Genomic DNA, 12,779 nt, shown 5'->3' with positions numbered 1-12,779 from the left:
GATCGGATACGAGTCCTGAGGTCACCTCAGAATTCGGGGCTGTAGCTTAGTGGTAAAGCCTCTGTCTTCCAAACAGATGATGCGAGTTCGATTCTCGTCAGCCCCTCCACTTCCCCGTCAGGAGGAGAGCTCGTGGTCGAGTCACCTGTTCCCCTTGCACCCGGTGGACACGCATTCGATCCAGTGATCGGCGGATCGCCTCCGGCCGCTCCTCCCCCGCAACGCCGATCGCACCCCGCACGAATCTGGATGCTCGGCGGTCTTGCTGTGATCGTCATCGGTGCGGCGTGCGCTGGCGTGCAGTGGAGCGCGAACGTCGGCTACGACGACGCGCTCGTCGCGTTCGAGGACGCAGTCGACGGCGCGCAAGCGGACCAGGCTCGGCTCGGTGAAGCCGCCGCTTCGCTGACCGAGACGATGGATGCCGCCACCGTGGTGGCCGGCGCGCGCACCGACCTCCTCATGGATGCCGAGAGCACTGAGGCTCTGGACGCAGCGGTGGAGAGCGCAGCCGTGGCCGCCGACGAGGCGACGTCGCTGGCGGATGATTCGCTGCCGGTCGCGGCAGCCAAGCCGGTGTGGGCCTGGGAGCTGTTCGGCGCCACCGCGCAGTTGGACGAGGAACGCGACGACGCAGCCCAGCAGCGCGACGACTTCGACGACGCCCGCGACGGGGCGGAGGCGGCATCCGAAGCCCTGAGTGACGCGGGGATGGCGGCCGTCATGGCCGCGGCCGGCGCGGCGGACGAGTTCGAAGCGGCGCATGTGTCGGCACGCAACCTCGACATCCTCGACCTTCGCCGCCAGGCGGAGCAGGTCAGCGGCGCCGTGGTGCTGGATGCAACGACCGCGGAGGCTTACGCGGGACTGGAGACGGCGGCCGCCGCGATGATCGCATCGGAGAAGGCCGAGCTCGCGGAGAAGCAGGGCCCGCTGTTCCAGGCTCGCACCGAGATCGAGGCGTTCGCGCGCGGACTCGCCCCGGGAGTGCTTCTGGACTTCGACTGGTCTGCACTGGTCAACGGGTACGGCTATGGCGACAGCATGGGCGGATACGCGACTTGGTGGTACGGCGACCCCGGTTATTCGACCATCGAGCTGTCGAACTCCGTCGCCGAGTACTGGCCGGGCGCGCGCAGCAAGGCGCTCGTGGCGCACGAGGTCGGCCACGCCATCAGCGTCAAGTGCGAGGGCATGTACGACGACTCGAACAGCGGCACCGTCGAGGCCTGGGCGACGGCGTGGGCCATCAGCAAGGGATTCACCGACGCCGCCAATGGCACGTCGGCGTACGGGGCTCCGCCGCAGTCCCTCATCGCCGCCGCCGCCGGCTGCCGTTGAACGACGAAGCCGTCGTGACCCCGAAGAAAGAAACGGGGTCACGACGGCTTCGAGGAGAGTGAGTCAGGCCTGTCCGCGGCGCTCGCGCAGCTGCGTCAGCGCCTCGTCGAGAAGCTGAGTCGCCTCGTCGTCGGTGCGCCGCTCCTTCACGTAGGCGAGGTGCGTCTTGTAGGGCTCGTTCTTCGCGAGCTCCGGCGGGTTGTTCTTATCGCGACCGGCGGGAAGACCGGACTGCGGGTGGTCGATCGTGTCGGGGATCTCCTCGTCGGGAAGACCGGCCGCGAAGTAGCGGACCGTCTCGTTGCCGAGCCCGTCCCAGTAGGACACCGCGATGCGGTCTGCGTGGTAGCCGTGGTCCTGCTCGCCCATAGGGCCCGAGCCGACCCGGGTTCCGCGGATGGCGTTGCCTCCAGTGGCCATGTCAGATCACCTCGAGCTTCGTGATGAGTCCGAGCGCGACGATGGAGACGAACCACACGAGCGCGAGGACGATGGTGAATCGGTTGAGGTTGCGCTCCGCGAGGCCGGATGAGCCGACCGCCGAGGTCATGCCACCGCCGAACATGTCGGACAGACCGCCGCCGCGGCCCTTGTGGAGAAGGATGAGGAGTGTCAGCAGGACGCTGGTGATGCCCAGCAGGACCTGCAGAACGAACTCAAGAATTGCCACGAGGGAGAGCCTTTCGATTGGGCCTGGGAGTGCCCGTGAACGTCAAGTATACGGGGTGACGGGGCCGCAGCCCCGTCGCCGCTCAGACGCCGACGTGCTTCTCGAACCGGATGATCGCGGCGAAGTCGTCGACCACGAGGCTCGCCCCGCCGACCAGTGCGCCGTCCACATCGGGCTCGCGCATGAAGCTGGCGATGTTCGCCGCCTTCACAGAGCCGCCGTACAGGATTCGGGTGCGCGCAGCCGCATCCTCATCCAGGGCCTTGGCCAGCACGCCGCGAAGCGCTGCGCAGACGTCCTGCGCCTGCTGCGGCGTCGCCGCCTGGCCGGAGCCGATGGCCCAGACGGGCTCGTAGGCGACGACGATGTCGGCGGATGCCGGGACGCCCTTGAGCGCCGCCTCGAGTTGACCAGCCGGAACCGCGCTCGCGCCGAACTCCTTGAGGTCCTCCGCCGTCTCGCCGACGCAGATCACCGGCACGAGACCGTTCTTGAGCGCCGCCTGGACCTTCGCCGCCACGACGTCGTCGGACTCGGCGTGGTACTCACGACGCTCCGAGTGGCCGATGATGACGTACTTCGCGTCGAGTTTCGCGAGGAACGCACCGGACACCTCACCGGTGTAGGCACCGGAATCGTGCGCAGACAGGTCCTGCGCGCCGAGCGCGAACGGGATCTTGTCAGCATCGATCAGTGTCTGCACGCTGCGGATGTCGGTGAACGGTGGGAAGACCGCCACCTCGACAGAGCCGTCCTCGTGCTTGGCGTCCTTGAGCGCCCAGTGCAGCTTCTGCACGAACGCGACCGCCTGCAGGTGATCGAGGTTCATCTTCCAGTTGCCCGCGATCAGCGGGGTACGAGCGCTTATGCCCATCCGAGCACCTCCAGGCCGGGTAGTTTCTTGCCCTCGAGGAACTCGAGGCTCGCGCCCCCGCCCGTCGAGATGTGACCGAACTGGTCATCGGTGAAGCCGAGCTGACGCACGGCAGCAGCCGAGTCGCCGCCGCCGACGACGCCGAGGCCGTCGACCTCGGTGAGCGCCTGTGCGACGGCCTTGGTCCCTGCCGCGAACGCGGGGAACTCGAAAACGCCCATCGGACCGTTCCAGAAGACGGTCTTCGAGCTGCGGATCGCATCTGCGAACGCCGCCGCGGTGTCCGGACCGATGTCGAGTCCGATTCCGGATGCGCCGAACGAGGACTGCTCGATGGCATCCGCTGCGACGATCTCGTGCGCGGCATCCGCTGAGAACGACTCGGCGACGACCACGTCCGTCGGAAGCACGATCTCGACGCCGCGCTCCGCGGCCTCGGTGAGGTATCCGCGAACGGTGTCGAGCTGGTCCTTCTCGAGCAGGCTGGATGCGACGGCGTGGCCCTGCGCTGCGAGGAACGTGAACAGCATCCCCCCGCCGACGAGGATCCGGTCGACCCGGGGCAGCAGGTGCGAGATGACGCCGAGCTTGTCGCTGACCTTCGAGCCGCCGAGGACGACCGTGTAGGGGCGCTCCGGGTTCTCGGTGAGACGGTCGAGCACGTCCAGCTCGGTCGCGATCAGAAGACCGGCGGCCGAGGGCAGGATCTCCGCCAGTTCGTAGACGCTCGCCTGCTTGCGGTGCACGACGCCGAAGCCGTCGGACACGAGAGCGTCGCCGAGCGCGGCGAGCTCGCCGGCGAATGCCCTGCGGGCGTCGTCATCCTTCGCCGTCTCCCCCGCGTTGAAACGCAGGTTCTCGATCACGACGACCTCGCCGTCGCCGAGCTCGGCGACCGCGCCGCGCGCAGACTCGCCGACCGTGTCCGATGCGAAGGCGACCGGCTGGTCGAGCAGCTCGGAAAGCCGCTTCGCGACGGGCTCGAGGCTGTACTGCGGGTCGGGTGCACCGTCGGGGCGTCCGAGGTGCGAGCAGACGACGACGCGCGCGCCGGCTTCGATGAGCGTCTTCAGAGTCGGCAACGAGGCGCGTACACGACCATCGTCCGTTATGACGCCGTCCTTCAGGGGGACGTTCAGATCACAACGGACGATGACGCGCTTGCCCTCGAGCGAACCCAGTGATTCCAGGGTGCGCAGGGTCATGACGAATATCTCAGAGACGCTCTGCGACGTACTCGGTCAGGTCGACGAGACGGTTGGAGTAGCCCCACTCGTTGTCGTACCAGCTGGAGACCTTGACCAGGTTGCCGCTGACATTGGTCAGCGTCGAGTCGAAGATCGACGAGTGCGCGTTGTGCACGATGTCGCTCGAGACGATCTGGTCCTCGTTGTACTGGAGGTAGCCGGCCAGGCGACCGTCGGCCGCTGCCTTCTTGTACGCCTCGTTGACCTCTTCGACGGTGAGGTTCTCCCGGTCGGTGACCAGGGTCAGGTCGACGATCGAGCCGGTGGGAACCGGAACGCGGTACGACGAGCCGCTGAGCTTGCCGTTGAGCTCCGGGAGCACCTCGCCGATGGCCTTGGCTGCACCCGTGGAGGCCGGGACGATGTTGATCGCGGCGGCACGCGCGCGACGCAGGTCGCCGTGCGGGCCGTCCTGCAGATTCTGGTCCGCGGTGTAGGCGTGGGCGGTCATCATGAAGCCGCGGTCGATGCCGAACGCGTCGTTGAAGACCTTGGCCAGCGGCGCGAGGCAGTTGGTGGTGCACGAGGCGTTCGAGATGATGTGGTGCGAGGCCGGGTCGTAGCTGTCCTCGTTCACACCCATCACGAAGGTCGCGTCGACGCCGGTGCCCGGTGCCGAGATGAGGACCTTCTTGGCGCCTGCATCGATGTGCTTCTTGGCGGCCTCGGCCTTGGTGAAGAAGCCGGTGGACTCGATGACGATGTCGACGCCCAGCTCGCCCCACGGGAGGCCGGCGGGGTCGCGCTCGGCGAACGCCTTGATCTGCTTGCCGCCTACGGTGATGCTGTCATCGTCGTAGCTGATCTCCGCGTCGAGGACGCCTCCGACCGAGTCGTACTTCAGAAGATGCGCGAGCGTCTTGTTGTCGGTGAGGTCATTCACCGCGACGATCTCGAGGTCAGCTCCCTGCGCGAGAGCCGCGCGGAAGTAGTTGCGTCCGATACGGCCGAAGCCGTTGATGCCGATCTTGACAGACACTAAGGTCTCCCTGTTTGTCGTGCGCGATGCGCAGTTTTCTTGGCTGAGATGGCGTCCCGACGAGCGCGAGGCCCGTCGGGACGCAACCCGATTACGACAGTACCAGCAGGCCGTTCGTCTGCTTGCGGGCGACGTCGAGGCGCTGGGCGACGTTCTCCCAGTTGGCGATGTTCCACGCCGCCTTGACGTAGTCGGCCTTCACGTTGAGGTAGTCGAGGTAGAAGGCGTGCTCCCACATGTCGAGCTGGAACAGCGGAATCGTGCCCTGAGCGGTGTTCGCCTGCTGGTCGAACAGCTGCTGGATGATCAGACGCTCGCCGATCGAGTCCCAACTGAGGACCGCCCAGCCCGATCCCTGGATACCGGTGGCTGCGGCGGTGAAGTGCGCCTGGAACTTGTCGAACGATCCGAAGAACTCGTCGATCGCGGCCTTCAGCTCACCCTCCGGCTCTCCGCCGCCGTTCGGCGAGAGGTTCGTCCAGAAGATCGAGTGGTTGACGTGACCGCCGAGGTTGAACGCGAGGTCCTTCTCGAGCTTGTTGACGTTCGCGAGGTTGCCGCTCTCACGAGCCTCCGCCAGGCCGTCCAGTGCCGCGTTCGCACCGGTCACGTAGGCGGCATGGTGCTTGTCGTGGTGCAGCTCCATGATCTTGCCGCTGATGTGCGGTTCCAGCGCCGCGAAGTCGTAGGGGAGGTCGGGGAGCGTGTAGGTAGCCATGTCGCTTTCATCCAATCCGCGCCGCGCCGCGGCGCTTGTCGGTTCCTCCGCGCCACCCGAATGCGGCGCGGAGCAGACTTCTTCATCCTACTGACGACAACGCAAGTGCGGCCAAGATGCTTCCGCGGATGACGGATCGTGCTGCGAGGAAGACCCGGGATTCAGACGTCGAGGCCGGCGGGCACCGCCGACTCCGTGCCGGGGATGCCGTCCTGCTGCGCACGCTTGTCCGCCATGGCGAGCAGCCGACGGATGCGGCCGGCGACGGCATCCTTCGTCAGCGGCGGGTCCGCATGGTGTCCGAGTTCGTCGAGGCTGGCGTCGCGGTGCGAGAGTCGCAGCTCACCCGCCATGCGCAGGTGATCGGGGACGGTCTCGCCGAGGATCTCCAGGGCCCGCTCGACACGAGCGCACGCGGCGACAGCGGCCTGCGCCGAGCGGCGGAGGTTCGCGTCGTCGAAGTTGACCAGGCGGTTGACGCCGGCGCGAACCTCTCGGCGCTGGCGCATCTCCTCCCACGCGGCAGCCGTCTTCTGGGCGCCCATCTGCGCGAGGATCGAGCGGATCGCCTCTCCGTCGCGAACGACGACGCGCGGCATTCCCCTGACCTCGCGGGCCTTGGCCGCGACGCCGAGGCGGTGGGCTGCGCCGACGAGCGCCATGGCGGCCTCGGAGCTCGGGCAGGACACTTCGAGCATCGCAGAGCGACCGGGCTCGGACAGCGACCCGGCGGCGAGGAACGCACCGCGCCACAGGCCGGCGATCTCCTCCCGTGAACCGGTGGTGAGTCGGTTGGGCAGTCCGCGGACCGGACGTCGGCGCTGATCGAGCAGGCCGGTCTGGCGGGCCAGCGTCTCCCCCGCGCTGATGACGCGGACGGCGTACCGGGCTCCGTCGTGCGAGCTCGCGGACTGGACCTGGGCGATCTCGGGCCGGACACCGTAGATCTCTGCCAGGTCTCGAGCGACCCGGCGAGCCAGCAGATCCGCGTCGACTTCAGCCTCGACCGCCACGCGGCCGGCGATGGAGTGGAGTCCCCCGGCGAACCGGAGGATCGCGGTGACCTCGGCGACACGCACCGTCGGCGGTGCGTTGCGGATGCTGACGAGCTCAGCCTTGACATCGGTGGTAAGTGCCACGGGACTCCTTGGAAGCTTCGCGCGTCGATCGCGACGCAAAGAATCAGTTTACCGGCCGCGATGCCCCGGCCTACTCCCGACCGAGATCCCGGTGCCGCACGCTCACCGCGACCCCGGGGATCTTCGAGAGTCGCTTCGCGAGCTCCTCCGCCATCGCGACAGAACGGTGCTTCCCGCCGGTGCATCCGATCGCCACGGTCGAGTGCCCCTTGTTCTCGCGCTGGTATCCCTCGAGAACCGGCACCAGAGCCGTTGCGTACGCCTCGAGGAACTCGGTCGCCCCCTCCTGAGAGAGCACGTAGTCGCGCACCTGCGCGTCCTGTCCGGTGAAGCCGCGCAGGTCGTCGTTCCAGTACGGGTTGGGAAGGAACCGCATATCGGCGACGAGATCCACGTCGGTCGGGAGCCCGTACTTGAAGCCGAAGCTGAGGATGGTCAGCCGGTGTCGGGCGGCCCCCTCCTCCGAGAAGGTCTCGGAGACCTGCGTCGCCAGCTGATGGATGTTGAGCGACGACGTGTCGATGACGATGTCCGCGGCTTCGCGCACGAGCGTGAGTCGCGAACGCTCGAGTCTGATGCCGTCGAGCAGGGTGCCGTCCTCCTGCAAGGGGTGCGGCCGTCGGACCGACTCGAACCTGCGCACGAGGACATCGTCGGATGCGTCGAGGAACACCACCCGCACGCTGCCACGGGAGCGCAGCGCTCTGGCGACTTCGGGGAAGTCGTTGAACAGGTTGCGACCGCGGACGTCGACGACGGCAGCAACCTTCGGAAGAGCCCCGCCGCCGATGTCGGTGAGGTCGAGCAGCGGACGGAGCATCTGCGGCGGAAGATTGTCGACCACGTACCAGCCGAGGTCCTCGAGCGCGTTGGCGACGGTGGATCGTCCAGCACCGGACATGCCGGTGACGATGAGGAATTCGTTCTTCTCCTCGGTGGTCATCGGTACTCCCTCTTCCTGTGGAGTCCAGCCTATCCATTCACGAGGTGCGTGTGGATGCTGAGCGCCAGGGCCGGCCCGATGCCGGGGACCTCCTGGATCTGCTCTGACGTCGCCCCCTTGAGCGCGGCGACCGAGCCGAAGTGCTTCAAGAGCGCCTTGATGCGTGATGCCCCCAGCCCCGGAACCTCTTCGAGCACAGAGGAGATGTCGCGGCGGCGACGCTTGCGCTGATGTGTGATCGCGAAGCGGTGCGCCTCGTCCCGCAGTCGCTGGAGCAGGTACAGGGCCTCGCTCGTTCGCGGCAGGATGACCGGGAAGTCATCCCCCGGAATCCACACCTCCTCCAGCCGCTTGGCGATGCCGCACAGACCGATCTCGGTATGACCGGAGTCGCGCAGGGCGCGCGCGGCCGCTTCGACCTGCGGCTTGCCGCCGTCGACGAGCAGCAGCTGCGGCGGGTATGAGAACCGGGGCCGCTTTCGGGTCGTCACGACCTCGCCCTCGGCGACCGGATCCGTGACGACGGCGGGTTCCGGGTCGGCCTCCTCCGGCCGGTCGAGGTAGGCCAGTCTGCGCATGAGCACCTGGTACATCGAATCGGTGTCATCGGTGGTCTCGGCGATGTTGAACGAGCGGTACTGGTCTTTTCGCGGCAGCCCGTCTTCGAACACGACCATCGAGGCGACCACGTTCGTGCCGCCGAGGTGCGAGATGTCGAAGCACTCGATGCGCAGTGGCGCCGTCTCGAGATCGAGCGCTTCCTGCAGATCGGTCAGCGCCTGGGTGCGGGCGACGTAATCACTGGTGCGGCGGGTCTTGTGCCGGATCAGGGCCTGCTGCGCGTTGAGCGTGGCTGTGCGCATGAGCTCGGCGCGCTGTCCTCGCTGCGCGACCGCGATCTCGACTCTGCGGCCGCGTCGCTCCTGCAGCCACACCTCGAGCTCCGCCGCGTCGTCGGGGAGCGAAGGCACCAGCACCCGGCGCGGCACATCGACGCCCTCGCCGTAGGCTCGCTGCAGGACCTGGTCGACGAGGTCGGCCCCGGAGATGTCGATCTCCTTCTCGATCGTGGTCGCACGCACTCCACGGACTCGACCGCCGCGGATCGAGAAGTGCTGCACCGCTGCTGAGAGCTCATCCTCGGCGATGCCGAAGAGATCGGCATCCTCATCCGCCGGCAGCACGAGCGCGCTCTTGCCGAGGACGGCGTCGATCGACGCGAGCTGATCACGGTACTTCGCGGCGGCCTCGTAGTCCATCGCGGCCGAGGCCGAGAGCATCCGTGCCGTGAGCTCCTTGGTGAAGCGCTCGTCGCCTCCGGCCATGAACGCCACGAAATCGTCGACGATCGCCCTGTGCTCCTCGATGGTCACGGTCATCGAGCACGGCCCACCGCATTTTCCGATCTGTCCAGGGAAGCACGGGCGCCCGGTAGCCATGGCGCGCTTGTAGCTCGCATCGCTGCAGGTGCGGATCGGGAATGCCTTGATCATCAGGTCGATCGTCTCGTGCACCGCCCACACCTTCGGGTAGGGCCCGAAGTACCGTGCGCCGGGAATCTTCCTGTTGCGCGTGACGATGACCCGCGGCGCCTCGTCACCGAGCGTGATCGCCATGAACGGGTACGACTTGTCGTCCTTGTATCGGACGTTGAAGGGCGGATCGAACTCCTTGATCCACATGTACTCGAGCTGCAGGGAGTCGACGTCAGTGGGAACGACGGTCCATTCGACCGATGCCGCCGTCGTCACCATCCGCCGCGTGCGCTCGTGCAGGGTGCGCAGCGGCGCGAAGTAGTTCGACAGCCGCTGCCGGAGGCTTTTCGCCTTGCCGACGTAGAGCACTCGCCCCTGCGCATCCAGGAACCGGTAGACGCCGGGCGCGGTCGGGATCTCGCCCTGCTTCGGCTTGTACGGGAGGACGTCGGCCATCAGCTGGCCTTGCGCTTCTCTCCCGATTCCTGAGCTCCGCGCCCCTCCCCGAGGATCTCTGCGAGGAACAGCCCGGTGTGACTGTCCTCGACGCGCGCGATCTGCTCCGGGGTGCCCGTGGCGAGGATCTCTCCGCCGCCGGAGCCGCCCTCGGGGCCGAGGTCGATGACCCAGTCCGCCGACTTGATGACGTCGAGGTTGTGCTCGATGACGATCACGGTGTTGCCCTTGTCGACGAGGCCGCCCAGAACCTCGAGGAGCTTGCGGACGTCTTCGAAGTGCAGACCCGTCGTCGGCTCGTCGAGCACGTAGACGCTGCGGCCGTTGCTGCGCCGCTGGAGCTCGGTCGCGAGCTTGACGCGCTGCGCCTCGCCTCCGGAGAGCGTGGTCGCCGACTGTCCGAGACGGACGTAGCCGAGGCCGACGTCGACGAGCGTCTTCATGTAGCGGTGGATCGCCTGGATCGGTTCGAAGAACTCGGCCGCCTCTTCGATCGGCATCTCGAGCACGTCGGCGATGTTCTTGCCCTTGTAGTGCACGGCCAGCGTGTCGCGGTTGTACCGCTTGCCGTGGCAGACCTCGCAGTCGACGTACACGTCGGGCAGGAAGTTCATCTCGATCTTGATCGTGCCGTCGCCGGAGCACGCCTCGCAGCGGCCGCCCTTCACGTTGAAGCTGAAGCGACCGGGCTGATAGCCGCGCACCTTCGCCTCCGGCGTCTCGGCGAACAGCGAGCGGATCCGGTCGAACACGCCGGTGTACGTGGCCGGGTTCGACCGCGGAGTGCGGCCGATCGGCGCCTGGTCGACGTGCACGACCTTGTCGAGGTTGTCGAGCCCGGTGACACGGGTGTGCTTGCCCGCGAGGGTGCGGGCGCCGTTGAGCTTGGATGCCAGGACGCGGTAGAGGATGTCGTTCACGAGCGAAGACTTGCCTGAGCCGCTGACGCCCGTCACAGCCGTGAGCACTCCGAGGGGGAACTCGGCCGTGACGTTCTTCAGGTTGTTCTCGCGAGCGCCGACCACGGTGAGCTGACGCTTCTTGTCGATCTTGCGGCGCTTCTTCGGCGTCGGGATCGCACGACGACCGGAGAGGTAGTCGCCCGTCATGGACTCGGTATCGCCGAGCAGCGCGGAATAGGGCCCGGAGTGCACCACTCCGCCGCCGTTCACACCGGCACCGGGACCGATGTCGACGACCCAGTCGGCCGCTTCGATCGTCTCCTCATCGTGTTCGACGACGATCAGAGTGTTGCCGAGGTCGCGCAGCTTCTGCAGCGTCTCGATGAGGCGACGGTTGTCGCGCTGGTGGAGTCCGATCGAGGGCTCGTCGAGGACGTACAGGACGCCCGTGAGGCCGGACCCGATCTGCGTCGCCAGGCGGATGCGCTGCGCCTCGCCACCGGACAGGGATCCTGCGGACCGGCTGAGGTTCAGGTAGTTGAGCCCGACCTGAAGCAGGAAGTCGAGCCGGAGACGGATCTCGCGCAGCACCTGAGCGGCGATCTTCGCCTCACGGTCGCTGAGCTTGAGCTTCTCCATGAAATCGCGGGCGTCACCGAGGCTCAGATGAGAGACCTCGGCGATCGAGTGGCCGTGCACCTTGACCGCGAGAACCTCGGGCTTCAGGCGGTTGCCGTCGCACACCGGGCACGGCACCTCGCGCAGGTACTCCGCCCAGCGCGCACGCTGGTTGTCGCTCTCTGCCTGGGCGTACTGCCGCTCGATGTACGGCACGACGCCCTCGAAGCCCGATGCGTAGCGCATCTCGCGGCCGTAGCGGTTCTTCCACTTCACCGTGACCTTGTAGTTGTCACCGCGCAGCACGGCATCCTGCACGTCGACTCGCAGGTCCTTCCATGGCGTGTCGAGCGAGAACTTCAGGTCACGCGCGAGTCCTTCGAGCAGACGCTCGTAGTACTGGAACAGCCCCTTGCCCTGCGTCGTCCACGGGATGATCGCTCCCTCGCGGATCGAGAGCTCCTCGTCGGCGAGCATGAGATCGACGTCGACCGACATCCGCGTGCCCAGACCCGAGCAGGTGGGGCACGCTCCGAAGGGCGCGTTGAACGAGAACGTGCGCGGCTCGATCTCAGTGAGTGTGATCGGATGCCCGTTCGGGCAGGCGAGTTTCTCGGAGAAGGACTGCCAGGCGTCGTCGCCCTCTTCATCGACGAAGTTCACCTGCACCACGCCGCCCGCGAGTCCGAGCGCGGTCTCGACCGAATCGGTGACGCGGCTGAGGATGTCGTCGGACGCCACGAGGCGATCGACGACGACCGCGATGTCGTGCTTGTAGCTCTTCTTCAGCGTCGGCGGCTCGGAGAGCTGGATGAGGTCGCCATCGACGATCGCACGCGAGTAGCCCTTCGCACCCAGCTCGCGGAACAGGTCGACGAACTCGCCCTTCTTCTGCGAGACGATGGGGGCGACGATCTGGTACCTGGTGCGCTCGGGCAGTTCCATGAGCTGGTCAGCGATCTGCTGCACGGTCTGACGCTGGATGCGCTCACCGCACTGCGGACAGTGCGGGATGCCGATGCGCGCCCAGAGCAGGCGCATGTAGTCGTAGATCTCGGTGATCGTGCCAACGGTCGACCGCGGGTTGCGGTTCGTCGACTTCTGGTCGATGGAGACGGCGGGGCTCAGACCCTCGATGAAGTCCACATCCGGCCGATCGACCTGACCGAGGAACTGTCGTGCATACGCGCTCAGCGACTCGACGTACCGGCGCTGACCCTCGGCGAAGATCGTGTCGAAGGCGAGACTCGACTTGCCCGACCCTGACAGGCCGGTGAACACGACCAGCGAGTCGCGTGGGATGTCGATATCGACGTTCTTGAGATTGTGGACGCGGGCACCGCGAACACTGAGTTTTCCTGGGGTGGCGACGGGGACGATGGGCACCGAACAAGTCTACGAGGGGCCACAGACATTC

Annotated in this window: 11 protein-coding genes and 1 tRNA gene; 2 read left to right on the top strand and 10 right to left on the bottom strand. The window is 66.9% G+C overall.

Annotation, left to right across the window (positions count from 1 at the left end):
- The first annotated feature begins 35 nt into the window (after positions 1-35).
- Both KHB019_RS00660 and KHB019_RS00655 read left to right on the top strand, forming a co-directional pair.
- Positions 36-109 (top strand) — tRNA-Gly (locus KHB019_RS00660).
- Between the two features lie 140 nt (positions 110-249).
- The gene (locus KHB019_RS00655; RefSeq protein WP_337457891.1) at positions 250-1,341 is read left to right on the top strand and encodes a hypothetical protein; all 1,092 of its coding nucleotides are present in this window, start codon (positions 250-252) and stop codon (positions 1,339-1,341) included.
- Positions 1,342-1,404: 63 nt separating this feature from the next.
- Here KHB019_RS00655 and KHB019_RS00650 read toward each other — a convergent pair whose 3' ends face one another.
- The 10 genes from KHB019_RS00650 to uvrA all read right to left on the bottom strand — a co-directional run bounded on the left by KHB019_RS00650 (position 1,405) and on the right by uvrA (position 12,748).
- The gene (locus KHB019_RS00650; RefSeq protein WP_230102970.1) at positions 1,405-1,761 is read right to left on the bottom strand and encodes an RNA polymerase-binding protein RbpA; all 357 of its coding nucleotides are present in this window, start codon (positions 1,759-1,761) and stop codon (positions 1,405-1,407) included.
- 1 nt (position 1,762) lies between these two features.
- Entirely contained in the window at positions 1,763-2,011 is a 249-nt protein-coding gene (gene secG, locus KHB019_RS00645; RefSeq protein WP_147039408.1) for a preprotein translocase subunit SecG, read from the bottom strand.
- Between the two features lie 82 nt (positions 2,012-2,093).
- Positions 2,094-2,885: a triose-phosphate isomerase gene (gene tpiA, locus KHB019_RS00640; RefSeq protein WP_325472181.1), complete on the bottom strand. Its 792-nt coding sequence runs from the start codon at positions 2,883-2,885 to the stop codon at positions 2,094-2,096.
- Positions 2,876-4,090, bottom strand: coding sequence for a phosphoglycerate kinase (locus KHB019_RS00635; RefSeq protein ID WP_337457890.1), 1,215 nt, complete (start codon positions 4,088-4,090; stop codon positions 2,876-2,878). The genes tpiA and KHB019_RS00635 overlap by 10 nt, the downstream gene beginning before the upstream one ends.
- Positions 4,091-4,100: 10 nt before the next feature.
- A complete protein-coding gene (gene gap / locus KHB019_RS00630; RefSeq protein WP_230102973.1) occupies positions 4,101-5,111 on the bottom strand; it encodes a type I glyceraldehyde-3-phosphate dehydrogenase in 1,011 nt (336 codons plus the stop codon).
- Between the two features lie 91 nt (positions 5,112-5,202).
- Positions 5,203-5,829 carry a superoxide dismutase gene (locus KHB019_RS00625; RefSeq protein WP_230102974.1) on the bottom strand — a complete coding sequence of 209 codons (627 nt, stop codon included), beginning with the start codon at positions 5,827-5,829 and terminating at the stop codon, positions 5,203-5,205.
- A gap of 161 nt (positions 5,830-5,990) precedes the next feature.
- Complete coding sequence (whiA, locus tag KHB019_RS00620; protein WP_230102975.1) at positions 5,991-6,968, bottom strand: DNA-binding protein WhiA; 978 nt, start codon at positions 6,966-6,968, stop codon at positions 5,991-5,993.
- 70 nt (positions 6,969-7,038) lie between these two features.
- Entirely contained in the window at positions 7,039-7,911 is an 873-nt protein-coding gene (gene rapZ / locus KHB019_RS00615; RefSeq protein ID WP_230102976.1) for an RNase adapter RapZ, read from the bottom strand.
- Between the two features lie 29 nt (positions 7,912-7,940).
- Positions 7,941-9,842, bottom strand: a complete 1,902-nt coding sequence (gene uvrC, locus KHB019_RS00610) for an excinuclease ABC subunit UvrC (RefSeq protein ID WP_230102977.1) — start codon at positions 9,840-9,842, stop codon at positions 7,941-7,943.
- Positions 9,842-12,748, bottom strand: coding sequence for an excinuclease ABC subunit UvrA (gene uvrA, locus KHB019_RS00605; RefSeq protein WP_230102978.1), 2,907 nt, complete (start codon positions 12,746-12,748; stop codon positions 9,842-9,844). The genes uvrC and uvrA overlap by 1 nt, the downstream gene beginning before the upstream one ends.
- Positions 12,749-12,779: the final 31 nt, after the last annotated feature.

This window comes from Microbacterium sp. KHB019, from assembly GCF_037285405.1.
Classification (GTDB): Bacteria; Actinomycetota; Actinomycetes; order Actinomycetales; family Microbacteriaceae; genus Microbacterium.
This window is presented reverse-complemented; position numbering and strand designations above follow the sequence as displayed.